Below are 24810 nucleotides of genomic sequence, written 5' to 3'. Positions count from 1 at the left end.
CCCTAGGGTCGGTTTTTTAACAAGCGTGTCGCTTAGGCTGCAGCAGCAAGGTTCAGAGCCTTGATGTGGCCATTCAGACGACCTTTATGGCGAGCAGCTTTGTTCTTGTGGATGATGCCTTTATCGGCCATACGGTCGATAACAGGTACGGCCAGAACATAGGCAGCTTGCGCTTTTTCAGCGTCTTTTGCGTCGATGGCTTTAACTACATTCTTGATGTAGGTACGAACCATGGAACGCAGGCTGGCGTTGTGGCTGCGACGCTTCTCAGCCTGTTTTGCACGTTTTTTGGCGGAAGGTGTGTTGGCCACCGTCGAGCTCCTCGAAAGACTTTTTGGGAAATAGCAAACAAAATAGGCCGCGAATCATGCCGATGAGTTGAAGTCTTGTCAAGGGCGGGTGATGCGTTCCGCTGAGTGGTCGATCTGAAGAGGCGGGATATTTATTTCCGGCGCTTGACCTGTAAACTCGCGAGCTTTGGCTCTGTGCTGTTGCGGCGCGGAGTATCGCATAAGTGGGCGCCTTTTCGCCTGCTGTTTATCTACAGGCAAACAACCTTTCCATGAACCTGCTCAAGTCGTTGGCCGCTGTCAGCTCTATCACCATGCTTTCCCGGGTCTTGGGGTTTGTTCGTGACACCATCATTGCCCGCACCTTCGGTGCCGGAATGGCCACTGACGCCTTCTTCATCGCCTTCAAGTTGCCCAACCTGCTGCGTCGGATCTTTGCCGAAGGCGCCTTCTCCCAGGCGTTCGTGCCGATTCTCGCGGAGTACAAGAACCAGCAGGGCGAGGAGGCGACCCGCACCTTTGTTGCCTATGTCTCCGGTCTGTTGACCCTGGTGCTGGCGCTGGTGACGGCGCTGGGCATGATCGCTGCGCCCTGGGTCATCTGGGCCACGGCGCCGGGCTTTGCCAATACCCCGGAAAAGTTCGCCCTGACTTCCGACCTGCTGCGGGTGACCTTCCCTTATATATTGCTGATCTCCCTGTCATCCCTGGCCGGAGCCATCCTCAACACCTGGAATCGGTTCTCGGTGCCGGCTTTTGTGCCGACCTTGCTCAACGTCAGCATGATCATCTTTGCCCTGTTCCTGACGCCGTATTTCGATCCGCCGGTCATGGCGCTCGGTTGGGCGGTGCTGGCCGGCGGCCTGGCGCAGTTGCTGTACCAGCTGCCGCACCTGAAGAGAATTGGCATGTTGGTGCTGCCACGGCTGAACCTGCGCGATACCGGGGTCTGGCGGGTGATGAAGCAAATGCTGCCGGCGATCCTCGGCGTCTCTGTCAGTCAGATTTCCCTGATCATCAACACCATCTTCGCGTCCTTCCTGGTGGCCGGTTCGGTGTCCTGGATGTATTACGCCGACCGGCTCATGGAGCTGCCTTCGGGGGTATTGGGGGTGGCGCTGGGTACGATCCTGCTGCCGACCCTGGCCAAGACTTACGCCAGCCAGGACCGCCAGGAGTATTCGCGCATCCTCGATTGGGGGCTGCGCCTGTGCTTTGTGCTGGTGCTGCCATGCTCCCTGGCCCTGGGAATATTGGCCGAGCCGCTGACGGTCTCGCTGTTTCAATATGGCGAGTTCAGTGCGTTTGACGCGGCGATGACCCAGCGTGCTCTGGTGGCCTATGCCGTGGGTTTGCTGGGCATCATCGTGATCAAGGTCCTGGCGCCGGGCTTCTATGCCCAGCAGAACATTCGAACGCCGGTCAAAATCGCGATTTTTACCCTGGTCGTCACTCAGTTGCTCAACCTGGTGTTTATTGGTCCTCTGCAGCATGCGGGCCTGGCCCTCGCCATCAGTGGCGGTGCCTGTATCAATGCCACCTTGCTGTTTTATCAGTTGCGCAAGCAGAAGATGTTCCAGCCACAGCCCGGTTGGGCGATGTTCGCTTTCAAGCTGGTGCTGGCGGTCACGGTGATGTCCGCCGTCCTGCTGGGGCTGATGCATTTCATGCCAGCCTGGGATCAGGGGCACATGCTGCAGCGCTTCCTGCGCCTTGGTGTGCTGGTGGTGGCGGGTGTGGTGGCCTATTTCGGCGTGCTGGCGTTGTTGGGGTTCCGTCTGCGGGACTTCAATCGCAAGGCGCTGAGCTGAGGCCTTTTTAGCCCCGGGCGTGGCCCGGGCCGCAGTTTTGTCGGTTCGATCACTTTGGGTGGCGGTGTTGCCTGTCGTCAGCCGCCGGGTGTGGTTATAATCGGCCACTTTATGAGCAAGAAGCGCGTTATGCAGCTGGTTCGAGGCCTCCACAATCTGCGCCCCCAGCATCGGGGCTGTGTCGCCACTATTGGCAACTTTGACGGTGTTCACCGTGGTCACCAGGCTATCCTGGGGCGGCTGCGTGAACGTGCGCTCGAGTTGGGCGTGCCCAGCTGTGTGGTGATTTTCGAGCCGCAACCGCGGGAATTCTTCGCTCCGGACACCGCTCCTGCCAGGCTCGCGCGGCTGCGTGACAAGCTGCAGTTGCTGGCGCGCGAAGGGGTTGATCGGGTTCTGTGCCTGGCCTTCAACCAGCGCCTGAGCAAGCTCAGCGCCACTGAGTTCGTCGAGCGGATTCTGGTGGACGGCCTGGGTGTGCAGCACCTGGAAGTAGGTGATGACTTCCGTTTCGGCTGCGACCGGGTCGGTGATTTCGAATTCCTCCAGCAGGCCGGCAGCCGCCACGGGTTTACCGTTGAAGCGGCGCAGACTGTCGAGTTGGAAGGCTTGCGGGTCAGCAGCACCCAGGTCCGCAATGCCCTGGCCGCTGCCGATTTTGCCTTGGCCGAGCGTCTGCTGGGCCGTCCGTACCGCATTGCGGGGCGGGTCTTGCACGGTCAGAAGTTGGCGCGCCAACTGGGCACGCCAACGGCCAACGTGCAACTCAAGCGTCGTCGCGTACCGCTTTCCGGGGTGTACCTGGTGAGTGTGGAGATCGACGGCCAGCCTTGGCCGGGGGTCGCCAACATCGGCGTGCGGCCAACGGTTGTAGGTGACGGCAAAGCCCACCTGGAAGTGCACCTTTTAGATTTTGCCGGCGATCTGTATGACCGGCGTTTGACGGTGGTTTTCCACCATAAGCTGCGTGAAGAGCAGCGTTTTGCCTCTCTGGAGGCGCTGAAGACGGCGATCAATGCGGATGTTGCCGCCGCCCGTGCCCAAGTGGCACGTATCCATAGCGCCAATCGCTAATGAAGAGCCTTAAATGACCGACTATAAAGCCACGCTAAACCTTCCGGACACCGCCTTCCCAATGAAGGCCGGCCTGCCTCAGCGCGAACCGCAGATTCTGCAGCGCTGGGACAGCATTGGCCTGTACGGTAAGTTGCGCGAGATTGGCAAGGATCGTCCGAAGTTCGTCCTGCACGACGGCCCTCCCTACGCCAACGGCACGATTCACATCGGTCATGCGCTGAACAAGATTCTCAAGGACATGATCATCCGCTCCAAGACCCTGTCGGGTTTTGACGCGCCTTATGTTCCGGGTTGGGACTGCCACGGCTTGCCGATCGAGCACAAAGTCGAAGTGACCCACGGCAAGAACCTGGGCGCGGACAAGACGCGTGAGCTGTGCCGCGCCTACGCCACCGAGCAGATCGAAGGCCAGAAGTCCGAGTTCATCCGCCTGGGCGTGCTGGGCGACTGGGCCAACCCGTACAAGACCATGGATTTCAAGAACGAGGCGGGCGAAATCCGTGCCTTGGCTGAAATCGTCAAGGGTGGCTTCGTGTTCAAGGGTCTCAAGCCCGTGAACTGGTGCTTCGACTGCGGTTCGGCCCTGGCCGAGGCGGAAGTCGAGTACGAAAACAAGAAGTCCGCGACCATCGACGTGGCTTTCCCGATTGCCGACGACGCGCGCCTGGCCGAAGCCTTTGGCCTGCCGTCCCTGAGCAAGCCGGCCGCCATCGTGATCTGGACCACCACCCCGTGGACCATCCCCGCCAACCAGGCGCTGAACGTTCACCCGGAATTCAACTACGCCCTGGTGGATGTCGGCGACAAACTGCTGGTTCTGGCCGAAGAGTTGGTCGAGTCGTGCCTGGTACGCTACGCGCTGGAAGGCTCGGTGATCGCCACCACCACCGGCAAGGCGCTGGAGCTGATCAACTTCCGTCACCCGTTCTACGATCGCCTGTCGCCGGTCTACCTGGCCGATTACGTTGAACTGGGCGCCGGTACCGGTGTGGTTCACTCCGCCCCGGCCTACGGCGTGGACGACTTCGTGACCTGCAAAGCCTACGGCATGGTCAACGACGACATCCTCAACCCGGTGCAGAGCAACGGCGTGTATGCGCCTGCTCTAGAGTTCTTCGGCGGCCAGTTCATCTGGAAGGCCAACCCGGCGATCGTCGAGAAGCTGTCGGAAGTCGTGCGCTGATGCACACCGAAACCATCGAACACAGCTACATGCACTGCTGGCGCCACAAGACCCCGCTGATCTACCGCGCCACGGCGCAGTGGTTTATCGGCATGGACAAAGAGCCTGCTGCGGGCGACACCCTGCGTCAGCGTGCAATCAAAGCCATCGAAGACACCCAGTTCGTTCCGGCCTGGGGCCAGGCGCGCCTGCACTCGATGATCGCCAACCGTCCGGACTGGTGCATCTCCCGCCAGCGTAACTGGGGCGTGCCGATCCCGTTCTTCCTCAACAAGGAAAGCGGTGAGCTGCACCCGCGTACCGTTGAACTGATGGAAGTCGTCGCCCAGCGTGTCGAAGCCGAAGGCATCGAAGCCTGGTTCAAGATGGATGCCGCCGAGTTGCTCGGTGATGAGGCGCCGCTGTACGACAAGATCAGCGACACCCTGGACGTGTGGTTCGACTCGGGTACCACCCACTGGCACGTCCTGCGCGGCTCCCACCCGATGGGCCATGAGAGCGGCCCGCGTGCCGACTTGTACCTGGAAGGTTCGGACCAGCACCGCGGCTGGTTCCATTCGTCGTTGCTGACCGGCTGCGCCATCGATAACCATGCGCCGTACCGCGAGCTGCTGACCCACGGCTTTACCGTCGATGAGTCCGGCCGCAAGATGTCCAAGTCCTTGGGCAACGTGATCGCACCGCAGAAAGTCAACGACACCCTGGGCGCCGACATCATGCGTCTGTGGGTGGCCTCCACCGACTACTCCGGCGAGATGGCAGTCTCCGAGCAGATTCTGCAGCGCAGCGCCGACGCCTATCGACGTATTCGTAACACCGCGCGTTTCTTGCTTTCCAACCTGACCGGCTTCAACCCGGCCACTGACATCCTGCCGGCCGAGGACATGCTCGCCCTGGACCGTTGGGCCGTGGACCGTACCCTGTTGCTGCAGCGCGAGTTGCAGGAGCACTACGGCGAATACCGCTTCTGGAACGTCTACTCGAAGATCCACAACTTCTGCGTGCAGGAGTTGGGTGGTTTCTACCTCGACATCATCAAGGACCGCCAGTACACCACCGGCGCCAACAGCAAGGCACGTCGTTCGGCGCAGACCGCGCTGTACCACATCTCTGAAGCGCTGGTGCGCTGGATCGCCCCGATCCTGGCCTTCACCGCCGACGAGCTGTGGGAATACCTGCCGGGCGAGCGCAACGAATCGGTGATGCTCAACACTTGGTACGAAGGCCTGACCGAGCTGCCGGCCGACTTCGAGCTGGGCCGCGAGTACTGGGAAGGCGTGATGGCCGTCAAGGTAGCGGTGAACAAGGAACTGGAAGTTCAGCGTGCGGCCAAGGCCGTCGGTGGCAACCTGCAAGCCGAAGTCACCCTGTTTGCCGAAGAAGGCCTGACCGCCGACCTGGCCAAACTGAGCAACGAGCTGCGCTTTGTGTTGATCACCTCTACCGCGAGCCTGGCGCCATTCGCCCAGGCCCCGGCAGACGCTGTGGCCACCGAAGTCAGCGGCCTGAAGCTGAAAGTGGTCAAGTCGAGCTTCGCCAAGTGCGCCCGTTGCTGGCACTGCCGTGAAGATGTCGGCGTGCACCCAGAGCACCCGGAAATCTGCGGTCGCTGTGTGGACAACATCAGCGGCGAAGGCGAGGTTCGTCACTATGCCTAATGCCGCTGGCCGTTTCGGCCGCCTGGGCTGGTTGTGGTTGAGCGTGCTGGTCCTGGTCATTGACCAGGTCAGCAAGCTGCACTTCGAAAGCTCGCTGTCGATGTACCAACAGATTGTGGTGATCCCGGATTACTTCAGTTGGACCCTGGCTTACAACACCGGCGCCGCTTTCAGCTTCCTGGCTGACAGCTCCGGCTGGCAGCGCTGGCTGTTCGCGCTGATCGCGGTGGTGGTCAGCGTGGTGCTGGTGGTCTGGCTCAAACGCCTCGGGCGCAATGAAACCTGGCTCGCAGTCGCCCTGGCCCTGGTGCTGGGCGGTGCTCTGGGCAATCTGTATGACCGCATTGCCCTGGGCCATGTGATCGATTTCATCCTGGTGCACTGGCAGAACCGCTGGTACTTCCCGGCATTCAACTTTGCCGACAGCGCGATCAGCGTGGGCGCGGTGATGCTGGCCCTGGATATGTTCAAGAGCAAGAAAACCGGAGAGACCGTTCATGACTGAACAGGTATTGGCTGAGCAACGCATCGGTCAGAACACGGAAGTCACTTTGCACTTCGCATTGCGCCTTGAGAACGGCGACACGGTCGACAGCACGTTCGACAAAGCCCCGGCGACCTTCAAGGTCGGCGACGGCAATCTGCTGCCGGGTTTCGAGGCCGCGCTCTTTGGCTTCAAGGTCGGTGACAAGCGCAACCTGACCATCGAGCCGGAAAACGCCTTTGGCCAGCCCAACCCGCAGAACGTGCAGATCATCCCGCGTTCCCAGTTCCAGGACATGGAGCTGTCTGAAGGTTTGCTGGTGATCTTCAACGATGCGGCGAACACTGAATTGCCGGGTGTGGTCAAAGCCTTCGATGAGGCTGAAGTGACCATCGACTTCAACCACCCGCTGGCAGGCAAGACCTTGACCTTCGACGTGGAAATCATCGGCGTCAAAGCGCTTTAACAGCATCGCCGGGATACCGTCTTCTATTCTGTAGGAGCCGGTTTACCGGCGATCCGCTGTCTACAACGATCTAACTTCTTGCGCGCAAGACACGAGGCACAGCATGCAAATCAAACTCGCCAACCCCCGTGGCTTCTGCGCCGGTGTGGACCGGGCGATCGAAATCGTCAATCGTGCCCTGGAGGTCTTCGGGCCACCGATCTATGTGCGGCATGAAGTGGTGCACAACAAATTTGTCGTCGAAGACCTGCGCAGCCGTGGCGCGATCTTTGTCGAAGAACTGGATCAGGTGCCGGACGACGTCATTGTGATTTTCAGTGCCCACGGGGTTTCCCAGGCCGTGCGCAGCGAGGCGGCCGGTCGTGGCCTGAAAGTCTTTGATGCCACCTGTCCGCTGGTGACCAAGGTGCATATCGAAGTGGCGCGCTACAGCCGCGACGGTCGTGAATGCATCCTCATCGGCCATGCGGGGCACCCGGAAGTCGAAGGCACCATGGGCCAGTACGACGCCAGCAATGGCGGAGCCATCTACCTGGTGGAGGACGAGAAGGATGTAGCCGAACTGCAAGTACACAACCCTGACAAGCTCGCCTTCGTAACCCAGACCACCTTGTCGATGGACGACACCAGCCGCGTGATCGATGCCTTGCGCACGCGTTTCCCCGCGATTGGCGGGCCGCGCAAGGACGACATTTGCTACGCCACGCAAAATCGCCAGGACGCGGTCAAGCAACTGGCTGACGAATGCGACGTGGTGCTGGTGGTGGGTAGCCCCAACAGTTCCAACTCCAATCGCCTGCGTGAGCTGGCCGAGCGCATGGCCACACCGGCCTACCTGATCGACGGTGCTGAAGATATGCAGCGCAGCTGGTTCGACGGTGTCGAGCGTATCGGCATCACTGCCGGCGCCTCGGCTCCGGAAGTACTGGTGCGTGGGGTGATCCAGCAGTTGCAGGCCTGGGGTGCCACGGGTGCCGACGAACTGGCCGGTCGTGAAGAAAACATCACCTTCTCCATGCCCAAAGAGCTGCGCGTGCGCTCCCTGCTCTGATCAAGCTGGTCGTGCGCACAGAGCCTGCTCGGCGACGTTGCCGCGCAGGCTCACTCGGCCACTGCGTGACAGCACCACCTGGTGCTGGCTGGTCTCGCCATCCCTGGCGCAGATATGCAGGGTTCCGGCTTGAAAGGCACCGCTGGGCAGCAGCGGATGTCCCAGGGCGCTGAAGCGCACAAAGTCCTGTACCGGGCGATTGCCCACAATCCCCACCGCCTCGCTGCCCTGGCGCTCGATCAGCACTGGGTTGTCGTGGTCGTCCGCGCCTTTGCCGCTGAGGTCCAGAATGATCCGCCAGCCGCGGCTCCAATCCTGCTCCAAGGCATGAATGACGGTAGTGCGGTTGTGCAGGATGGCTGCGGTGCGGGCATTGCGCAGGCCACTGGCGAGTTGCTGAGCTGCTTCTTGGCTGCGGTTGGCCAGGATCGACTGGCTGAATGAACCGGTGAAAAACTGCAACAGCACGCCCAGTAACGTCAGGGTGGTGAGTATCTCCAGCAGACTGAATCCCTTCTGTTTCATGTCGTGTTCCTCCTTGAAGGCGAGTGGGTCGGCGCTCCATGCACGGCCCTTGGTTGAACCCCGAACAGTTGGCCGGCGAGGGTTCGAAGGCCAAGCCCGTTATAGCCGAACTCCGTCGCCGGGCGGGTCATGGACTTGCATACAAGGCATTTCATCCGGTCGCCATGGCTTGAGGGGGCGGGTGCTCTGGGTGTCGCCGCCGGGCCGGGCGACGCCCTGGTTTTCGCGTGGCCGCGCCGGTCGCGATGTCAGTTAGCGGTGTTTTGAGGCGTCGCTAATAGCACTGCGCCGAATGTATTGCGGGTTGTTCCACCTGCCCGCCGCCTACTGTTCTTGCCGCTACCCTGATGGCTTCAAGGCGATGCATTTCAAGGGCATCGGCAGGCCGGCAGCGGTTCGTTTCGCGGATGCAGGGGCGTCGTGTCGGGTCGTCAAGGTCTGCCTCAAACAACGGACGGTTTTGGGGGGCAGTGTATGGGCGGTCGGCGTGTGCAGGGCGGCATGACCCTGATCGAGGTGTTGGTGGCGTTGCTGATCCTGGGGCTCGGCCTATTGGGCGCTGCCGGGGTGCAGCTCAAGGCACTGAAGTACACCGATAGCGCCTTGATGAGCAGCCAGGCGAGTTTTATCGCCTACGGCATGCTGGACAGGATTCGCGCCAATGCCACGGCCGACTCTAACGTGAGCCCGCTCCGGGACCGGGATCTGAGTGACTTTACCCGCAGTGTCGAGCACTTCGGCGGGCCCACGGCCAAGGGGGGCATCAGTGTCGGGGGAGGGCAGGTCGCCGTGAGCATTACCTGGGATGACTCGCGGGCGGGTGGGCAAGGGGACAGCGCGCGGAATCTGCGGATCGGCAGTCGGGTGGTGGTTGACCAGGGAGGGTCGCAATGAACCGGCGCGCCTTGGGCTTTGGTTTGATTGAAGCCTTGTTGGCCTTGGCGCTGAGCCTGGTGCTGGTACTGGCGGTGACCCAGGTGTTTATCGCGGCCAAACGCACTTACCTCAGTCAGAATGCTGCGGCCAACTTGCAGGAGGATGGGCGTTTTATCTTGAGCAAGATGCTCCAGGAGATCCGTATGGTCGGCCTGTTCGGCTGCCTGAGGTCGATCATCGATGCCAGCCTGGATGGTACGTTCAGTGCCCAGCGAGCGGCTCCTATTCGTTGGGACGGTGCGAATCAGCGGCTGAGCCTGATCAGCGCGGACATTGGCAGCGATGGCGGCACGCCGACCTGGACGCTGATTACCGATTGCCGCAGCAGTGCAATCGCCTACTCCGGTGCCCACAGTGCCCCCGCGGGGTACCAGGCCTTGGCCCTGCGTCGGTGGTCATACCGTCTCAGGAATCAGCAACTGTGGATGGGCACGGACAGCGGCCAATCGGTGTTGGCAGACAATGTGGAAGCCTTCGACGTGAGCTTTGGCCTGGCCGGTTCGGCGAGTGACAGTGCGGTCTCCCATTACAGCTCCCGCCCCGGCGACCCCGCGCGCATTCGCAGCGTACGACTGAGCCTGACCCTGGCAGACCCGCAGCAACGGGTGCGAAGCCAGACCTTCAGCACCGTGGCAGCCCTGCGCAACAGGTTGCCGTGATGACGGGTGCGATGCCGGCGGTGTGGTCTGCGCCTGAAGCTGAGCGGGGGATGGCGCTGGTGTTCAGCCTGGTATTTCTTGTGTTGTTGACCTTGATCGGCCTCTCGTCCCTGCACAGCGCTACCTTGCAGGAAAAAATGGCCGCGAGCCTGTCTTTGCGCAACCAGTCGTTCCAGGCGGCTGAGGCCGCGCTGCGAGTGGGCGAGGGGGCGGTGCATCGGGGTGCCGGTACCTGGGCGGTTTGCCGCAGCACAGAAAATTGTGCGGCGCCGACGGAAGCCCAAGTGGCTGTCTCGGCGGGATTCAATGCCGGTTCCGGGGTGACCTGGGTGGCCACTGCCAATGGCTTTTATGGAGTGCAGAACCTGGGGCCGGTCCAAAACGTGATCAGGGTGCCCAGTACGGTTGCCGTGACCCTGTACCGGGTTACGGCGGTTGGCCTGGCCGGGCATTCGCGCTCTGTGCTGGAGAGTATCTATGCCAGGTATTGAGGGGCTGCACAGCCGCTATTCAAAGCTGTTGCTCTTGCTTTGTGGGGTATTGAGCGGTCAGCCGGCACTGGGCCGCTCCCAGCCGGTTCCGGCCTTGCCCGAGGCAGCCGGTACTGTTGTTTTCAGCGCGGCCTGCCGTGATCAAGGCGAGCCGTGTGCGAACGCCGACCGTGGGAAATTGGTCGAGCTGCCGGCGTTCAGCGGTAAGATGCACGACTTCGCGCCACCGGGTAGCCATGGTCATCCTCATACCGATGTAGAGGAGCCGCTTTCCCGCGAAAGGGAGCCCGCCGACGGACTGCCCGCCCAGGCTCCGGGCGCCACCGCGTCATGTGGCGACAAATACAGTAAATGAGAGTGTCAGGCATGCGCAGATCCAACCAAGGTTTTACCCTGATCGAAATCATGATCGTGATTGCGATCATCGGGCTGGTCCTCACCTTGAGCCTTCCCAGCATCACCGAGTACATGAAGAAGCCCAATCGCACAGCGATCGTTGGCCTGTTGTCCGAACAGGCGCAGAGCCTGGAGCGGTTCTATTCCAAGAACCGGGTGTATCGCAATGCGCCGGGCCTGAGCACCGGTAATGCCGATTACAGCATTACGGCGACCCTGGACGATCAGAGCTATACCCTGACCGCGGCACCGAAACCCGATGCCGGCATGGCCGGTGATAAATGTGGCAGTTTCATCCTGAACCAGGCCGGCGCCACCTCCCTCGAGAACCAGGCCGAGGGCGTCACAGCCAAGGACTGCTGGGGACGTTGAGCCTTGTCTCTGGGCGTGTTGGGTACCTTCTGGCTTTTCAATGATTGGATCGGACTATGGCTAAGCAACAGCAAGTGGTGATTGTCGGTGGTGGGGTTATCGGTCTGCTGACGGCCTTCAATCTGGCATCGGCGGGGCAGCAGGTGGTGCTGCTGGATCGTTCGAACCTGGGCCTGGAGTCGTCCTGGGCCGGCGGCGGTATCGTCTCGCCACTGTACCCATGGCGCTATAGTCCGGCGGTCACTGCCCTGGCTCATTGGTCCCAGGATTTTTATCCACAACTGGCCGAGCGTCTGTTCGCGGCCACCGGGGTTGATCCTGAAGTTCATACCACCGGTCTGTACTGGCTGGATCTGGAAGATGAAGCCGACGCGTTGGCCTGGGCCGCGCGGGAAAAGCGCCCCCTGAGCGCTGTGGATATCTCCGCGGCCCATGATGCAGTCCCGGTATTGGGGGGTGGTTATGAGCGGGCGATCTACATGGCCAACGTGGCCAATGTACGTAACCCCCGTTTGCTGAAGTCGCTCAAGGCCGCGCTGCTGGCGCTGCCCGGTGTGACGGTGCATGAGCAGTGCGCGGTCAGCGGCTTTATTCGCGAGGGGCAGCGGATTGTCGGTGTGCACACCGACGCCGGTGATGTTCGTGGCGACCAAGTGGTGCTGGCGGCAGGCGCCTGGAGCGGTGAGCTACTGGGCAGCCTGGGGCTGGAGTTGCCGGTAGAGCCGGTCAAGGGGCAGATGATTCTCTTCAAGTGCGCTTCGGATTTCTTGTCGAGCATGGTCCTGGCCAAAGGGCGTTATGCGATCCCGCGGCGTGATGGGCACATCTTGGTGGGCAGCACCCTGGAGCACGAAGGGTTCGACAAGACGCCGACCACCTCGGCTCTGGAGAGCCTCAAGGCTTCAGCTGTGGAACTGATCCCGGCGCTGGCCGACGCCCAAGTAGTCGGGCACTGGGCGGGCTTGCGCCCGGGCTCGCCTGAAGGCATTCCCTACATTGGGGAAGTCCCGGGTTTTGCAGGGCTGTGGCTCAACTGTGGGCACTACCGCAACGGTTTGGTCCTGGCGCCGGCGTCCTGCCAATTGTTCACTGACCTGATGCTGGGGCGTGCGCCGATCATTGATCCTGCTCCTTACGCACCTTCCGGGCGGATCTAGTCCAGGCCGAGTTTTTCCATGCGGTAGCGCATCGAGCGAAATGACAGCCCCAGTCGCTGAGCCGCTGCCGTGCGGTTCCAGCGGCTCTCCTGCAGGGCCTGGACAATCAGTTGGCGTTCGACTTCCAGCAGGTGGCTGGGCAGATCAATGCTCTCCGCCTGGACTGAAGCGCCTGACCCTGACAGTGGGCGATGTTCCTGGGCCAGGTGCAGGTCAGTGAGGCCGATACTGGGGGCGTCGCACAGGGTGTGGGCGCGCTCGAGAATGTTCTCAAGCTCTCGCACATTGCCAGGGAACGGGTAATCCAGCAGGGCTTGCAAGGCCTGCGGGGTCAGCGGCATCGGTGGCTGGCCAGCGGTTTTCGCCAGGCGTTGGAGGATGCCACTCGCCAACAGTGGAATGTCTTGCTGCCGTTCGCGCAGGGGCGGCACCCGCAGCTCAATCACGTTCAATCGGTAGTAGAGGTCCTGGCGAAAACGTCCAGCCGCAACCTCGCGCTCTAGGGCTTTGTGAGTGGCGCACAGCACGCGCACGTCGAGGCGGGTTTCCTGCGGGTTGCCGATGCTGCGCACGGCCTTTTCCTGCAGCACCCGCAGTAGCTTTACCTGCATGGCCAGGGGCAGATCGGCGATCTCGTCGAGGAACAAAGTGCCCCCTTGAGCGGCTTGGAACAGCCCCGGTCGGTCATCGATGGCCCCGCTGAAGCTGCCTTTGCGATGGCCGAAAAACTCGCTTTCCATCAGTTCTGAAGGAATTGCCCCACAGTTGACCGCGACAAAGGGCCGCCGGGCCCGTGGCCCGCGTTCATGGATCAGCCGTGCTACCCGTTCCTTGCCGCTACCGGACTCACCACTGATATAGATTGCCGCCAGGCTGCGGGCGAGTTTGTCGATGTGTCGACGCAACCCGAGCATGGGCGGCGACTCCCCCAATAGCGGGTTGCCCGTAGCGGGTAACGAAGGCACGGCCAGGGCATGGTTCACCAGTTCGCGCAGGCGCCCTGGCGCAACCGGTTTGCCCAGCACCTCGAAGGCCCCTGCTTCAAGGGCCCGGGTTGTGCTGTCGTGCTGGTCGCTCGTGCTGATCAGGGCCAGGGGCGTTTGGGGTTGGCATTGCTGAAGGTGGGGCAGCAAGGTCAACGCGCTGCCATCGGGCAGCTGCGGGTCGGCCAGGCACAAATCAAAGCGTTCCCTGGCCAGCCAGCCACGGGCTTCGTGAAGGCTGCGGGCGCCTTGGCTCTGGAGCTTCATCCTGCCCAGGCTGATTTCCAGGCTGGCGCGGGCGTGTGGATCGTCATCGACCACCAGGACTTTTGGTGCTGAGCCCGTGTACATGCCTGTGTTCATCCGTGAGCCAAGCTGCTGGGGGGAAGTGCTCGCCCTCCTGGCGAGACTTGAAGTTTAGGTGCGCACAGCGCTGCTGCCTTGGGTTTGGTACTCAAGGGCGGGAGTTTTGTGTGGCCAATTGTTCTGTGCGCCTGGTCGTTTGGCGAGGGAGCGCTGAGGGCGGGATAGAGGATATAGATGCCGGCCAGTGAATAGCCGGCAGCACTCAGCGTGGTGGTGAGCCGGGGCCTTGTTCCAGGTGGGCTTGGCTGCAATACCACTGTTGTTGCAAGCCCAGGGCGCGATCGCGGGGCAGGTGCACGCCACAGTGGGCGCAGCGGACCATCGGCGTGGCATGGGGCTCGTTGGGTGGGTTGACGCTGGCGCTCGGGCGTTTGAACTTGCGCCAGAGCCACACCGTCGCGGCGATCAGAATGATCCAGAACAGTAGACGAACCATGACAACCCGCTTTATGAGAAAGGATGGCGCAGTTTAGCCAAGGTCCTGACGCGCGCACAGGACAATAAAAAACGCGGGCATAAAAAAGGGAGACGCTAACGCCTCCCTTTTTGCCAACGCTTGGGTGTCAGTCGAACACACCGAAGGTCATGTAGCTGAACCACGAGCGGTCGCTGTTGTTGCCTTCGGCTTCATGCTGCTCTTCTTCTACCGCGTCGCCGTTGTTTTTAGGCTTGAGCTCGGACGGGATGGAGTCCTTGGCGTCCTGGTACTGCTTCATCACGTCCTGGTTGGCGCGGGTTTCTCCCGGCGGCAGCGGTGGACGGGATTCGATCAGGCCCAGGGTGGCCTTGCTCAGCCAGGAGCGGTTGTCGGCCTCGGCCACCGTCGGCACGAATTGACCGTCCACCAGGCTTGGGTGGTTCGGGTAGTTGAGCTTGAGGGTTTCCAGGCTGGTGGCGGCCAACTCGTCCAGATGCAGACGCTGATACGCCTCAGTCATTACCGCCAGGCCGTCACCGACCGAAGGGGTTTCCTGGAAGTTCTCTACGACATAACGACCACGGTTGGCAGCCGCTACATAGGCCTGGCGGGTCAGGTAGTAGTCAGCCACGTGGATTTCGTAGGCGGCCAGCAGGTTGCGCAGGTAGATCATGCGCTGCTTGGCATCGGGGGCGTAGCGGCTGTTCGGGTAGCGGCTGGTGAGCTGGGCGAACTCGTTGTAGGAGTCGCGGGCGGCACCAGGGTCACGTTTGGTCATGTCCAGCGGCAGGAAGCGAGCCAGCAGGCCGACGTCCTGGTCGAACGAGGTCAGGCCCTTGAGGTAGTAGGCGTAGTCGACGTTCGGATGCTGCGGGTGCAGGCGGATAAAACGCTCGGCGGCGGACTTGGCAGCCTCAGGCTCGGCGTTCTTGTAGTTGGCGTAAATCAGTTCGAGCTGAGCCTGGTCGGCGTAGCGACCGAACGGATAGCGCGATTCCAGAGCCTTGAGCTTGGCGGTGGCGCTGGTATAGCTGTGGTTGTCCAGGTCGGTCTGCGCCTGCTGGTACAACTCGACTTCGCTCAGGTTTTCGTCAACGACTTCCTTCGATGAGCAAGCAGCGGTCAGTGCGAGGATGGCGATCAGCAGCAGGTGTTTCACTTGCATGGCGGCTTGCGTCCCTATGACGGCCGCTGTCTTGGGCGGGGCCGTCCTGTTATGATGAGCGCCCCGTTGAAAGCCTCGGGGCAAAAGACGCCGTATTTAACCACAAGCGCGCAGCCGAAACCAAAGGCTGTGCCGACGCCTAGTCTGAGCATGTCCGATAAAATTGAACTTCGCGCAGAGGTGCCGTCCGAACTGGGCGGCCAACGCCTCGATCAAGTCGCCGCACAATTATTCGCTGAGCATTCGCGCTCGCGCCTTTCCGCCTGGATCAAAGACGGCCGCCTGACTGTGGACGGAGCCGTTATTCGGCCGCGTGACATCGTTCATGGCGGTGCGATTCTTGAGCTGACCGCCGAGCAGGAAGCTCAGGGCGAATGGATCGCTCAAGACATCGAGCTGGATATCGTCTACGAAGACGACGACATCCTGGTCATCAATAAACCTGCTGGCCTGGTGGTTCACCCGGCGGCCGGTCACGCTGATGGCACTTTGCTCAATGCTTTGTTGCACCACATTCCGGACATCATCAATGTGCCCCGTGCTGGCATCGTCCACCGCCTGGACAAGGACACCACCGGTTTGATGGTGGTGGCCAAGACCATTCAGGCGCAGACCCAACTGGTGACCCAGTTGCAGAGCCGCAGTGTCAGCCGCATTTATGAATGCATCGTGATCGGTGTCGTGACTGCCGGCGGCAAGATCAATGCGCCGATCGGTCGTCACGGCCAGCAGCGCCAGCGCATGGCGGTGATGGAAGGCGGCAAGCAGGCGGTGAGTCACTACCGTGTGCTGGAGCGTTTCCGTTCCCACACCCATGTACGGGTCAAGCTGGAAACCGGGCGTACCCACCAGATTCGTGTGCACATGGCCCACATCAATTACCCGCTGGTGGGCGATCCGGCCTACGGTGGTCGCTTCCGCATCCCGCCTGCGGCCAGCATGACCATGGTCGAGTCGTTGAAAAACTTCCCGCGTCAGGCGCTGCATGCGCGTTTCCTGGAACTGGATCACCCGACAACCGGTGAGCGCATGAGCTGGGAATCCCCGCTGCCCGACGATTTTGTCTGGCTGCTGTCCCTGCTCAAGCAGGACCGTGAGGCGTTTATCGGATGAGTGACTGGCTGATTCCTGACTGGCCCGCGCCGGCCGGGGTCAAAGCCTGTGTCACCACCCGTGGGGGCGGCGTCAGCCTGGCGCCGTTCGACAGCCTCAACCTGGGGGATCATGTCGATGATCGCCCTGACGCCGTGGCTGAAAACCGTCGCCGCGTGACCGAACATTTCAAAATCGCGCCGGCCTGGTTGCAGCAGGTTCATGGCGTGGCTGTGGCCCATGCCGACCCTGGCGTGGTGGCCACTGCCGACGCCAGTTGGTCCGCCACACCCGGCATTGCCTGTGCGGTGATGACGGCCGATTGTTTGCCCGCCTTGTTCTGTGACCGCGCCGGTACTCGTGTTGCCGCTGCCCATGCCGGTTGGCGCGGGTTGGCAGCCGGTGTGCTGGAGGCCACCCTTGACCCGTTTGATGTGGCACCGGCCGAAGTATTGGTCTGGCTGGGGCCGGCCATTGGTCCGCAAGCTTTTGAAGTGGGGGCCGAGGTGCGGGAGGTATTCGTTTCGCAACTGGCGGCAACCGCCGAAGCCTTTGTGCCAAGCCAGAACCCCGGGCGCTTTATGGCCGACATTTATCAGTTGGCGCGCCTGCGTCTGGCGGCCTGTGGTGTTACCGCTGTGTATGGCGGTGGTTTTTGTACGGTAACCGACCCACGTTTCTACTCTTATCGCCGCAGTCCGCGCACTGGGCGATTTGCCTCCCTGGTTTGGCTGCAAAGCTAGACTGTTCTGACGTACGTCAACCTGCTGACGCTTGAAACTCCCAGAATCGACCGCATCTACAGAAACATCTGGCAGGTTTCTCTATTTAGGTGTGTCCATCGCTCCGGCCTGCTCAAAAGGAAGGTGACTAATGCGTATAGACCGATTAACCAGCAAGTTACAGCTGGCATTGTCCGATTCTCAATCTCTGGCGGTCGGCCTCGATCATCCGGCCATTGAACCTGCGCACTTGATGCAGGCATTGCTTGAACAGCAGGGCGGCTCGATCAAGCCGCTGCTGATGCAAGTGGGCTTTGACGTCAACAGCCTGCGCAAGGAGTTGGCCAAAGAACTCGACCAACTGCCAAAAATCCAGAACCCCACCGGCGACGTCAACATGTCCCAGGATCTGGCGCGCCTGCTCAACCAGGCCGATCGCCTGGCCCAGCAGAAAGGTGACCAATTCATTTCCAGCGAACTGGTGTTGCTGGCGGCCATGGACGAAAACAGCAAGCTTGGCAAGTTGCTGCTGGGCCAGGGCGTGAGCAAGAAGGCCCTGGAAAACGCCATCAACAACCTGCGTGGCGGCGAGGCGGTGAATGACGCCAACGTCGAGGAGTCGCGCCAGGCTCTGGACAAGTACACCGTCGACCTGACCAAGCGCGCCGAAGACGGCAAGCTGGATCCGGTGATTGGTCGCGACGACGAAATCCGTCGCACCATCCAGGTCTTGCAGCGCCGGACCAAGAACAACCCGGTGCTGATCGGCGAGCCCGGCGTGGGTAAAACCGCGATTGCAGAAGGCCTGGCCCAGCGCATCATTAATGGTGAGGTGCCGGACGGCCTGAAAGGCAAGCGACTGTTGTCCCTGGACATGGGCGCGCTGATCGCCGGTGCCAAGTACCGCGGTGAGTTCGAAGAGCGCCTGAAATCCCTGCTCAATGAGCTGTCGAAGCAGGAAGGGCAGATCATTCTGTTTATCGACGAACTGCACACCATGGTCGGCGCCGGTAAGGGCGAAGGTTCCATGGATGCCGGCAATATGCTCAAGCCCGCGTTGGCTCGTGGCGAGTTGCATTGCGTTGGCGCCACCACGCTCAACGAGTACCGCCAATACATAGAGAAGGACGCGGCCCTTGAGCGGCGCTTCCAGAAGGTCTTGGTGGACGAGCCGAGCGAAGAAGACACCATCGCTATCCTGCGGGGCCTGAAAGAGCGCTATGAGGTTCACCACAAGGTGGCAATCACCGATGGCGCGATCATCGCCGCGGCCAAGCTCAGCCATCGCTACATCACTGACCGGCAACTGCCGGACAAGGCCATCGACCTGATCGACGAAGCGGCCAGCCGTATTCGCATGGAGATCGATTCCAAGCCGGAGGTGCTGGACCGTCTGGAGCGGCGCTTGATTCAGTTGAAGGTGGAATCCCAGGCACTGAAGAAAGAAAGCGACGAAGCGGCGATGAAGCGCCTGGAAAAACTTCAGGAAGAAATTGTCCGTCTTGAGCGCGAGTATTCGGACCTGGAAGAAATCTGGAATTCGGAAAAAGCCGAGGTTCAGGGTTCTGCACAGATCCAGCAAAAAATCGAACAGTCCCGCCAGGAACTGGAAGCGGCCCGTCGCAAAGGCGATCTGAACCGCATGGCCGAGTTGCAGTACGGGGTGATCCCGGATCTGGAGCGCAGCCTGCAAATGGTCGATCAGCACGGTAAGAGCGAGAACCAGCTGCTGCGCAGCAAGGTGACTGAAGAAGAAATCGCTGAAGTCGTTTCGAAGTGGACCGGTATTCCGGTGTCGAAAATGCTCGAAGGCGAGCGCGACAAGCTGATGAAGATGGAAAGCCTGTTGCACCAACGTGTGATCGGTCAGGAAGAGGCGGTCGTGGCGGTGTCCAACGCGGTGCGCCGTTCGCGCGCCGGGTTGTCGGATCCGAATCGTCCGAGCGGCTCGTTCATGTTCCTCGGCCCGACCGGTGTGGGTAAAACCGAGCTGTGCAAGGCGTTGGCCGAATTCCTCTTTGATACTGAAGAGGCGATGGTGCGGATCGATATGTCCGAGTTCATGGAGAAACACTCTGTGGCTCGCTTGATCGGCGCACCACCGGGCTATGTGGGCTATGAAGAGGGCGGTTACCTGACCGAGGCGGTACGGCGCAAGCCTTACTCGGTGATCCTCTTGGACGAGGTCGAGAAGGCGCACCCGGACGTGTTCAACATCCTGCTACAAGTGCTGGAGGATGGCCGCTTGACCGACAGCCACGGGCGTACGGTGGACTTCCGCAATACCGTGATTGTCATGACCTCGAACCTCGGCTCGGTGCAGATCCAGGAACTGGTCGGCGATCGTGAGGCGCAACGCGCAGCGGTGATGGACGCACTGACTTCGCACTTCCGTCCGGAATTCATCAACCGGGTCGATGAAGTGGTGATCTTCGAGCCTTTGGCGCGGGATCAGATCGCGGGCATTACCGAGATCCAGTTGGGACGTCTGCGCAGTCGTCTGGCCGAGCGTGAGCTGAAGCTGGAACTGAGCACGGAGGCGATGGACAAGCTGATCGCCGTCGGTTACGACCCGGTGTATGGGGCTCGTCCTCTAAAACGGGCGATCCAGCGCTGGATCGAAAACCCGTTGGCGCAACTGATCCTCTCGGGTCGTTTCATGCCGGGAGAAACCGCAACCGGCGTTGTGGTCAACGATGAGATCACGTTCGACTGACGGTTCATGTGGCTGATGTCATCAAGGCCTCGCATTGCGAGGCCTTTTTTTCGCCAGGCTGTTGAAGTCTAAGGAAAAGGCTTGTAAAGTGCGCCCCGCAGTCAGTCACCCACAAGGGTTTCAGCTCACTGAGCAGAAATCTGAAATAAGTTGCAAATCATTAACTTGAAAGCAATTTAGGGGGTTGACAGAGGTGTTCTAGGTTGTAGAATAGCGCGCCTCAGACACACGAACGCAGCGATGCGAACGAGGTCTAAGAGCTGTAAGTTTCACCGTTGTAAATTGAAATATGTAGTTCCGTGATAGCTCAGTCGGTAGAGCAAATGACTGTTAATCATTGGGTCCCAGGTTCGAGTCCTGGTCACGGAGCCAATTTCAAACCGGGGTATAGCGCAGTCCGGTAGCGCGCCTGCTTTGGGAGCAGGATGTCAGGAGTTCGAATCCCCTTACCCCGACCATTTTTGGGTCGTTAGCTCAGTTGGTAGAGCAGTTGGCTTTTAACCAATTGGTCGTAGGTTCGAATCCCACACGACCCACCATTTTTGAGACCAGCTCGCTGGAATCAGATCTTAAGAACAGAGGCCAAAAGCGCTGTTCGAAGAAGGCGCCTTTTGAAGGTGCCTTTTTTTTACCGGGGTATAGCGCAGTCCGGTAGCGCGCCTGCTTTGGGAGCAGGATGTCAGGAGTTCGAATCCCCTTACCCCGACCATATTAAAAATCCTCGTATCGAAAGATACGGGGATTTTTTTTGCCTCGAGTTTCCTGGTTCCAAGTCACGACACATCAATTGATGTGGGTTGCGGGCCAGCCCGCTCCAGCAAGGTCTGCCGGAGTGGACTGGCCCGTCCTGCCTACGCCATCAATGCAGCTTCAGGCGCGGGTCGGTGCCTCGGCCAATGCGGCTGCCCAACATCAGCATGGCCGTGCGGAAGGCGCCATACAGGGCCATCTGGTGCATGCGATACAGCGACACGTAGAACATCCGCGCCAGCCAGCCTTCGAGCATCACGCTGCCAGTCAGGTTACCCATCAAGTTGCCCACCGCGGAAAACCGCGACAACGAAATCAGCGAGCCGTAATCGGTGTAGCGGTACTCCGGCAGTTTCTGGCCTTCGAGCCGCAGCTTCAGCGATTTGGCCAGCAGCGATGCCTGTTGATGCGCGGCCTGGGCCCGTGGCGGTACGTTGCGGTCTGTACCGGGTTGCGGGCAAGCGGCGCAATCGCCAAAGGCGAAGATGTTCTCGTCGCGGGTGGTTTGCAGGGTCGGTAGCACCTGCAGTTGGTTGATGCGGTTGGTTTCCAGGCCGTCGATGTCCTTGAGGAAGCCCGGCGCGCGGATGCCGGCTGCCCAAACCTTCAGGCTGGCAGGAATGACCTGGCCATCGGCGGTGATCAGGCTGTCGGCGGTCACTTCGCTGACGGAGGCGTTGGTCAGTACGGTGACCCCGAGTTTCTCCAGGGTTTTATGCACCGGGCCGCCAATACGTTCCGGCAGGGCCGGGAGTACGCGTGGGCCAGCTTCGATCAGGGTGATGTGCATGTTTTCCGGCTTGATCTTGTCCAGGCCGTACGCCGCCAGTTCATGGGCCGCGTTGTGCAGTTCGGCGGCCAATTCGACGCCGGTGGCACCCGCACCGACGATGGCGACGCTGATCTGCTCCAGTTGATCGGTCTGGCCTGCATGGGCACGCAGGTAATGGTTCAGCAGCTTCTGGTGGAAGCGTTCGGCCTGCTTGCGGGTGTCGAGGAACAGGCAGTGCTGGGCAGCGCCCTGGGTGCCGAAGTCATTGGTGGTGCTGCCGACGGCGATCACCAGGCTGTCGTAGCCCAGTTCCCGGGCGGGCAGCAGCTCTACGCCGTTTTCGTCGTAGGTGGCGGCCAGCTGGATCTTCTTCTGCTCCCGGTCGAGCCCGCTCATACGGCCCAGCTGAAACTCGAAGTGGTTCCATTTGGCTTGGGCGACGTAGTTGAGTTCGTCTTCGGAGGAGTTCAGGGAGCCGGCGGCCACTTCATGCAGCAGCGGTTTCCAGATGTGCGTCAGGTTGGCATCGACCAACAGCACGCTGGCTTTACCGCGCTTGCCCAGGGTCTTGCCCAGGCGGGTCGCCAACTCCAGGCCGCCGGCGCCGCCGCCGACGATGACAATACGATGAGTCATAGGGAGATCTCGCAAGGCTAAAAGAAATCGGGGCAGTTACCCGAGCGAGCGCGAGGCAGCTCATAGCGTCAGGTAACTGATAAAGCGGCTCAACAGGCCCAGTGCGACAGTGACCGTCACGACCACCACCAGGAGCAGCCAGGGCCTGAAAGGCCGGCGCTCGACTTGGTGCTGGGACAGTTGCAGGTACTCTTCGACATGGCGTTGGTCGTCGGGGTTCAGGCGGCTGCTCATATAAAGCCTCGTCAGGTAGACGTTGCGACATGTGGGGACGTTACAGTGCGGATCGAACCGTCATTGAACGCAGCATAGACGCTGGCCGGAAGGGGCTGCTCGCCTGACCGGGGAATCAGGGGAATGATTGCGCTTTGTATCATTGGCGCAGCGCCTGCGCCATGCCTGTGAGCTCCCTTTTTTGCGGTTTTTGACCGCAGCTTCAGGAGAAAGGAGGGCAGGGCGTCAGAGGCTGATGCCGACGTCGAACAGGATGCTGCGTCCCAGGTTGCTGCGCAGGAAGTCCGGGGCATCGGGATGGGCGAATAACACCCGGGCGAAGGTTGGCCCCACCAGGGACAGCGAACGCCAGCCCTGGCGCAGGTATTCGGTGGGCGGCGGGAAGTGGCTGTTGAGGTCCAGGGCTTCACGCTTCAGGCTGGCGAAGGCAATGATGTCCAGCTCGCCCAGGTCCATGCCGCGTTCTTTGTAGTTGTGGGCTTTCTTGCGCAGGGTCGGGGCCAGGCGTAACAGCAACTCGTTGGCGGGAATGCGCTTGGGTTTGACTTCGCGACGTACCAGTTGGCTGAGGGAAAAGGCACTGCGTCGGCGTTGCAGCTCGTCGCGCCACTCGTCGTTCAGGCGTCGGCCTTCATCGAGGACGAAAAAGACTTCGAAGCTGGCATCGCGAAACAGCACGTCGGGCGGCTCCTGGCCGGCCGGGGTGAACTCGTCATTGCGGTAGGGAATGTTCAGGCCTTGCAACAGGCGCTGGCAGACCCAACGCTCACGCTCCCATTTGCGGGCATTGGACAGGAACGCGTTGGCTTGTTCGGCCTGAATGGTGAGTAGGCGCAAATAATCTGATTCATCCATGAGGCAAGCTTAGCGCCCAAATGCCGATTGCTGAAAGAACCGCACGCAGTCGGTCACACAGCGGCGGTGTAGACTGCTGGCCGGTACCCATGAGCGATGAGGAGTTGATGGTGAGATTTTTCGCAATCCTATGGTTGAGTCTGCTGCCCCTGTGGGCCCAGGCCCTTGAAGTCGGTGAGCGGCTGGCGCCGTGGACCTTGCTCGATCAGTTCGACCAGGCCTACAGCCTCGATAACCAGACGCAAATCCTCTTGGTGGCCCGCAGCATGGATGGCGCCAAGCTGGTGAACGCAGCACTGGCGGATCGTCCCAAGGGGTATCTGGAGGCACGCCACGCAGTGTTCGTCGCGGATATCCAGCGCATGCCGGCACTGATCGCCAAGATGTTCGCAGTGCCCGCCATGCGTGACTATGCCTACCGCGTGTTACTCGACCGTGACGGACGTGTGGCGCCGCGTTACCCGGGGGCGGCAGACAAGGTGCTGTGGCTGCAACTGAACAATGGCCACCTGCAAGCGCAGCATGAGTACGCGACAGCGGCCGATCTGCGGGCAGCCCTGGATCAGCTCAAGCCATGATCAGCGCGGCGCTGCTGTCGCCGCTCACCTTGGGGGCCGGCTGGTTGCTGTATGTGCCGGTATTGGCCTGGGCAGTGCTGCGGGTGCGTTGGGTTGAGTTGTTTACCGACAGCCGGCGTCAGCATTTGCTGTTCGGCACCGTGTTCGCGTTGTTCATGTTATGGCTGGTGCGTCGGGATTTTGATACCGGGGTGTCTTACCACTTCATTGGCATGACTGCCGTTACCCTGCTGCTGGACTGGCCGTTGGCGATCGTCGGCGGTCTGCTAGCCCAGTTGGGCCTGGTGGCCCTGGGGCGCCAGGACCTGGCGGCGATGGGCGTCAATGGCGCGTTATTGATCCTGTTGCCGGTGCTGGTCACCGAATGCTGCGCGCTGCTGGTGGAGCGGGCGCAACCGCGCAATCCCTTCGTCTATATCTTCTGTTCCGGCTTCTTTGCTGCGGCCTTGTCGGCCCTGTTGTGCCTGCTAATGGGGCTGGCGTTGCTGTGGTTTGACGAGCGTTTCGCCTTGCCGGAATGGCTGGAAGATTTTGTCGGCTACCTGTGGTTGATGATCTTTCCCGAGGCCTTTATCAACGGCATGTTAGTCAGCGCCCTGGTGGTGTTCTGCCCTGAGTGGCTGGAAACCTTCAACCGCACCCGCTACCTCTCTGCGCCTTGGAAGGATGACGATCCTCGTCCTTGATCCATATCAAATACCCGCCTTGTGCACGGTCCCATGCTCTGGAAAATTTTCCGGAGGTCGGTCATGGGTGTCTACCAGTGGGCAAGGCAGGAAGTGTGCAGCAGCCTGGACAAGGCCCTGCAGGAAGGGTTTGATCCGGGGCTGAGCCTGCGCGCCCTGCTCAGCGCCGTGGTGCAGCAGAGCAAGAGCGTGCGCAGTGTCGAGGACCTGGCCGACGAGTTGCAATTTCTCGCGGAGAACCTCGACGACGATCAGGATTACGGCTTTATGCGGCCTTGAGG

The 24810-nt window shown here is 60.9% G+C and carries 25 protein-coding genes, 4 tRNA genes and 1 pseudogene; 22 read left to right on the top strand and 8 right to left on the bottom strand.

The annotated features are described in order from the left end of the window. Positions 1-32 precede the first annotated feature (32 nt). Positions 33-311 carry a 30S ribosomal protein S20 gene (gene rpsT, locus M1B35_RS19420; RefSeq protein WP_003215870.1) on the bottom strand — a complete coding sequence of 93 codons (279 nt, stop codon included), beginning with the start codon at positions 309-311 and terminating at the stop codon, positions 33-35. A 251-nt stretch (positions 312-562) separates the two neighbouring features. Between rpsT and murJ the strand changes: the two genes are divergently transcribed. From murJ to ispH, 6 genes and pseudogenes are all read left to right on the top strand, one after another. Next, positions 563-2101, top strand: a complete 1539-nt coding sequence (gene murJ / locus M1B35_RS19415) for a murein biosynthesis integral membrane protein MurJ (protein WP_123334883.1) — start codon at positions 563-565, stop codon at positions 2099-2101. Positions 2102-2230: 129 nt separating this feature from the next. Further along, positions 2231-3175, top strand: a complete 945-nt coding sequence (ribF, locus tag M1B35_RS19410) for a bifunctional riboflavin kinase/FAD synthetase (RefSeq protein ID WP_185039330.1) — start codon at positions 2231-2233, stop codon at positions 3173-3175. A 13-nt stretch (positions 3176-3188) separates the two neighbouring features. Beyond that, a pseudogene (gene ileS / locus M1B35_RS19405) lies at positions 3189-6019 on the top strand (isoleucine--tRNA ligase). Continuing rightward, a complete protein-coding gene (gene lspA / locus M1B35_RS19400; RefSeq protein WP_123334889.1) occupies positions 6012-6524 on the top strand; it encodes a signal peptidase II in 513 nt (170 codons plus the stop codon). The pseudogene ileS and the gene lspA overlap by 8 nt, the downstream one beginning before the upstream one ends. Positions 6525-6531: 7 nt before the next feature. Continuing rightward, a complete protein-coding gene (gene fkpB / locus M1B35_RS19395; RefSeq protein ID WP_268262802.1) occupies positions 6532-6969 on the top strand; it encodes an FKBP-type peptidyl-prolyl cis-trans isomerase in 438 nt (145 codons plus the stop codon). A gap of 103 nt (positions 6970-7072) precedes the next feature. After that, the gene (gene ispH, locus M1B35_RS19390) at positions 7073-8020 is read left to right on the top strand and encodes a 4-hydroxy-3-methylbut-2-enyl diphosphate reductase (protein WP_123334893.1); all 948 of its coding nucleotides are present in this window, start codon (positions 7073-7075) and stop codon (positions 8018-8020) included. Here ispH and M1B35_RS19385 read toward each other — a convergent pair whose 3' ends face one another. Then, positions 8021-8545 carry a GspH/FimT family protein gene (locus M1B35_RS19385; protein ID WP_268262801.1) on the bottom strand — a complete coding sequence of 175 codons (525 nt, stop codon included), beginning with the start codon at positions 8543-8545 and terminating at the stop codon, positions 8021-8023. Between the two features lie 474 nt (positions 8546-9019). Between M1B35_RS19385 and pilV the strand changes: the two genes are divergently transcribed. Genes pilV through thiO form a run of 6 tightly spaced genes read left to right on the top strand, consistent with a single transcriptional unit; the run spans position 9020 to position 12556 of the window. Continuing rightward, positions 9020-9439 (top strand): type IV pilus modification protein PilV, encoded by a 420-nt coding sequence (gene pilV, locus M1B35_RS19380; protein WP_268262800.1) that lies wholly within the window; start codon positions 9020-9022, stop codon positions 9437-9439. Continuing rightward, positions 9436-10140 carry a PilW family protein gene (locus tag M1B35_RS19375; protein WP_268262799.1) on the top strand — a complete coding sequence of 235 codons (705 nt, stop codon included), beginning with the start codon at positions 9436-9438 and terminating at the stop codon, positions 10138-10140. The genes pilV and M1B35_RS19375 overlap by 4 nt, the downstream gene beginning before the upstream one ends. Beyond that, on the top strand, positions 10140-10631 hold the full coding sequence (locus tag M1B35_RS19370; protein WP_268262798.1) for a pilus assembly PilX family protein: 492 nt from the start codon (positions 10140-10142) through the stop codon (positions 10629-10631). The genes M1B35_RS19375 and M1B35_RS19370 overlap by 1 nt, the downstream gene beginning before the upstream one ends. After that, on the top strand, positions 10618-10986 hold the full coding sequence (locus M1B35_RS19365; protein ID WP_268262797.1) for a hypothetical protein: 369 nt from the start codon (positions 10618-10620) through the stop codon (positions 10984-10986). Before M1B35_RS19370 ends, M1B35_RS19365 begins: the two co-directional genes overlap by 14 nt. Positions 10987-10997: 11 nt before the next feature. Next, positions 10998-11399, top strand: a complete 402-nt coding sequence (locus M1B35_RS19360) for a type IV pilin protein (protein ID WP_268262796.1) — start codon at positions 10998-11000, stop codon at positions 11397-11399. A gap of 56 nt (positions 11400-11455) precedes the next feature. Beyond that, entirely contained in the window at positions 11456-12556 is a 1101-nt protein-coding gene (gene thiO / locus M1B35_RS19355) for a glycine oxidase ThiO (protein ID WP_268262795.1), read from the top strand. On the opposite strand, the gene M1B35_RS19350 is transcribed toward thiO, so the two are convergent. The 3 genes from M1B35_RS19350 to M1B35_RS19340 form a co-directional block, all read right to left on the bottom strand. Continuing rightward, positions 12553-13890, bottom strand: coding sequence for a sigma-54-dependent transcriptional regulator (locus M1B35_RS19350; protein WP_268262794.1), 1338 nt, complete (start codon positions 13888-13890; stop codon positions 12553-12555). The genes thiO and M1B35_RS19350 overlap by 4 nt on opposite strands. 217 nt (positions 13891-14107) lie before the next feature. Continuing rightward, complete coding sequence (locus M1B35_RS19345; protein ID WP_268262793.1) at positions 14108-14341, bottom strand: PP0621 family protein; 234 nt, start codon at positions 14339-14341, stop codon at positions 14108-14110. A 127-nt stretch (positions 14342-14468) separates the two neighbouring features. Beyond that, positions 14469-15488: an outer membrane protein assembly factor BamD gene (locus M1B35_RS19340; RefSeq protein ID WP_123334909.1), complete on the bottom strand. Its 1020-nt coding sequence runs from the start codon at positions 15486-15488 to the stop codon at positions 14469-14471. A gap of 150 nt (positions 15489-15638) precedes the next feature. On the opposite strand from M1B35_RS19340, the gene rluD reads away from it, so the two are divergent. From rluD to M1B35_RS19305, 7 genes are all read left to right on the top strand, one after another. Continuing rightward, positions 15639-16601 (top strand): 23S rRNA pseudouridine(1911/1915/1917) synthase RluD, encoded by a 963-nt coding sequence (gene rluD / locus M1B35_RS19335; RefSeq protein WP_123334911.1) that lies wholly within the window; start codon positions 15639-15641, stop codon positions 16599-16601. Further along, entirely contained in the window at positions 16598-17323 is a 726-nt protein-coding gene (gene pgeF, locus M1B35_RS19330; RefSeq protein WP_268262792.1) for a peptidoglycan editing factor PgeF, read from the top strand. The genes rluD and pgeF overlap by 4 nt, the downstream gene beginning before the upstream one ends. A gap of 130 nt (positions 17324-17453) precedes the next feature. Further along, positions 17454-20018 (top strand): ATP-dependent chaperone ClpB, encoded by a 2565-nt coding sequence (gene clpB, locus M1B35_RS19325; RefSeq protein ID WP_268262791.1) that lies wholly within the window; start codon positions 17454-17456, stop codon positions 20016-20018. Positions 20019-20314: 296 nt separating this feature from the next. Next, a tRNA-Asn gene (locus tag M1B35_RS19320) sits at positions 20315-20390 on the top strand. A gap of 9 nt (positions 20391-20399) precedes the next feature. Next, a tRNA-Pro gene (locus tag M1B35_RS19315) sits at positions 20400-20476 on the top strand. Positions 20477-20481: 5 nt separating this feature from the next. After that, a tRNA-Lys gene (locus M1B35_RS19310) sits at positions 20482-20557 on the top strand. Between the two features lie 93 nt (positions 20558-20650). Beyond that, a tRNA-Pro gene (locus tag M1B35_RS19305) sits at positions 20651-20727 on the top strand. 150 nt (positions 20728-20877) lie between these two features. Here the strand turns inward: M1B35_RS19305 and M1B35_RS19300 are convergent. The 3 genes from M1B35_RS19300 to M1B35_RS19290 all read right to left on the bottom strand — a co-directional run bounded on the left by M1B35_RS19300 (position 20878) and on the right by M1B35_RS19290 (position 23265). Next, positions 20878-22176 carry an NAD(P)/FAD-dependent oxidoreductase gene (locus tag M1B35_RS19300; protein ID WP_123334917.1) on the bottom strand — a complete coding sequence of 433 codons (1299 nt, stop codon included), beginning with the start codon at positions 22174-22176 and terminating at the stop codon, positions 20878-20880. A gap of 60 nt (positions 22177-22236) precedes the next feature. After that, positions 22237-22410, bottom strand: coding sequence for a DUF3094 family protein (locus tag M1B35_RS19295; RefSeq protein ID WP_123334919.1), 174 nt, complete (start codon positions 22408-22410; stop codon positions 22237-22239). 225 nt (positions 22411-22635) lie between these two features. Beyond that, positions 22636-23265, bottom strand: a complete 630-nt coding sequence (locus tag M1B35_RS19290) for a DUF1780 domain-containing protein (protein WP_123334921.1) — start codon at positions 23263-23265, stop codon at positions 22636-22638. A gap of 107 nt (positions 23266-23372) precedes the next feature. On the opposite strand from M1B35_RS19290, the gene M1B35_RS19285 reads away from it, so the two are divergent. The 3 genes from M1B35_RS19285 (at position 23373) to M1B35_RS19275 (ending at position 24808) form a co-directional block, all read left to right on the top strand. Beyond that, complete coding sequence (locus M1B35_RS19285) at positions 23373-23843, top strand: FAD/FMN-containing dehydrogenase (RefSeq protein ID WP_425273428.1); 471 nt, start codon at positions 23373-23375, stop codon at positions 23841-23843. Further along, complete coding sequence (locus M1B35_RS19280; protein WP_123334923.1) at positions 23840-24529, top strand: energy-coupling factor ABC transporter permease; 690 nt, start codon at positions 23840-23842, stop codon at positions 24527-24529. The genes M1B35_RS19285 and M1B35_RS19280 overlap by 4 nt, the downstream gene beginning before the upstream one ends. Before the next feature lie 63 nt (positions 24530-24592). After that, positions 24593-24808, top strand: a complete 216-nt coding sequence (locus M1B35_RS19275) for a hypothetical protein (protein ID WP_268262789.1) — start codon at positions 24593-24595, stop codon at positions 24806-24808. The last annotated feature ends 2 nt before the right edge of the window (positions 24809-24810 follow it).

It is taken from the genome of Pseudomonas morbosilactucae (assembly GCF_023241665.1).
GTDB lineage: Bacteria > Pseudomonadota > Gammaproteobacteria > Pseudomonadales > Pseudomonadaceae > Aquipseudomonas > Aquipseudomonas morbosilactucae.
The sequence above is the reverse complement of the archived record's forward strand: the minus strand, read 5'-3'. Positions and strand labels throughout refer to the sequence as shown.

Excerpts from the sequence above, each read along its gene's own strand:
- murJ (WP_123334883.1), top strand. The coding sequence starts at position 563 with ATGAACCTGCTCAAGTCGTTGGCCGCTGTCAGCTCTATCACCATGCTT.
- ribF (WP_185039330.1), top strand. The coding sequence starts at position 2,231 with ATGCAGCTGGTTCGAGGCCTCCACAATCTGCGCCCCCAGCATCGGGGC.
- lspA (WP_123334889.1), top strand. The coding sequence starts at position 6,012 with ATGCCTAATGCCGCTGGCCGTTTCGGCCGCCTGGGCTGGTTGTGGTTG.
- ispH (WP_123334893.1), top strand. The coding sequence starts at position 7,073 with ATGCAAATCAAACTCGCCAACCCCCGTGGCTTCTGCGCCGGTGTGGAC.
- M1B35_RS19385 (WP_268262801.1), bottom strand. The coding sequence starts at position 8,545 with ATGAAACAGAAGGGATTCAGTCTGCTGGAGATACTCACCACCCTGACG.
- pilV (WP_268262800.1), top strand. The coding sequence starts at position 9,020 with ATGGGCGGTCGGCGTGTGCAGGGCGGCATGACCCTGATCGAGGTGTTG.
- M1B35_RS19375 (WP_268262799.1), top strand. The coding sequence starts at position 9,436 with ATGAACCGGCGCGCCTTGGGCTTTGGTTTGATTGAAGCCTTGTTGGCC.
- M1B35_RS19370 (WP_268262798.1), top strand. The coding sequence starts at position 10,140 with ATGACGGGTGCGATGCCGGCGGTGTGGTCTGCGCCTGAAGCTGAGCGG.
- M1B35_RS19365 (WP_268262797.1), top strand. The coding sequence starts at position 10,618 with ATGCCAGGTATTGAGGGGCTGCACAGCCGCTATTCAAAGCTGTTGCTC.
- M1B35_RS19360 (WP_268262796.1), top strand. The coding sequence starts at position 10,998 with ATGCGCAGATCCAACCAAGGTTTTACCCTGATCGAAATCATGATCGTG.
- thiO (WP_268262795.1), top strand. The coding sequence starts at position 11,456 with ATGGCTAAGCAACAGCAAGTGGTGATTGTCGGTGGTGGGGTTATCGGT.
- M1B35_RS19350 (WP_268262794.1), bottom strand. The coding sequence starts at position 13,890 with ATGTACACGGGCTCAGCACCAAAAGTCCTGGTGGTCGATGACGATCCA.
- M1B35_RS19345 (WP_268262793.1), bottom strand. The coding sequence starts at position 14,341 with ATGGTTCGTCTACTGTTCTGGATCATTCTGATCGCCGCGACGGTGTGG.
- M1B35_RS19340 (WP_123334909.1), bottom strand. The coding sequence starts at position 15,488 with ATGCAAGTGAAACACCTGCTGCTGATCGCCATCCTCGCACTGACCGCT.
- rluD (WP_123334911.1), top strand. The coding sequence starts at position 15,639 with ATGTCCGATAAAATTGAACTTCGCGCAGAGGTGCCGTCCGAACTGGGC.
- pgeF (WP_268262792.1), top strand. The coding sequence starts at position 16,598 with ATGAGTGACTGGCTGATTCCTGACTGGCCCGCGCCGGCCGGGGTCAAA.
- clpB (WP_268262791.1), top strand. The coding sequence starts at position 17,454 with ATGCGTATAGACCGATTAACCAGCAAGTTACAGCTGGCATTGTCCGAT.
- M1B35_RS19300 (WP_123334917.1), bottom strand. The coding sequence starts at position 22,176 with ATGACTCATCGTATTGTCATCGTCGGCGGCGGCGCCGGCGGCCTGGAG.
- M1B35_RS19295 (WP_123334919.1), bottom strand. The coding sequence starts at position 22,410 with ATGAGCAGCCGCCTGAACCCCGACGACCAACGCCATGTCGAAGAGTAC.
- M1B35_RS19290 (WP_123334921.1), bottom strand. The coding sequence starts at position 23,265 with ATGGATGAATCAGATTATTTGCGCCTACTCACCATTCAGGCCGAACAA.
- M1B35_RS19285 (WP_425273428.1), top strand. The coding sequence starts at position 23,373 with ATGGTGAGATTTTTCGCAATCCTATGGTTGAGTCTGCTGCCCCTGTGG.
- M1B35_RS19280 (WP_123334923.1), top strand. The coding sequence starts at position 23,840 with ATGATCAGCGCGGCGCTGCTGTCGCCGCTCACCTTGGGGGCCGGCTGG.
- M1B35_RS19275 (WP_268262789.1), top strand. The coding sequence starts at position 24,593 with ATGGGTGTCTACCAGTGGGCAAGGCAGGAAGTGTGCAGCAGCCTGGAC.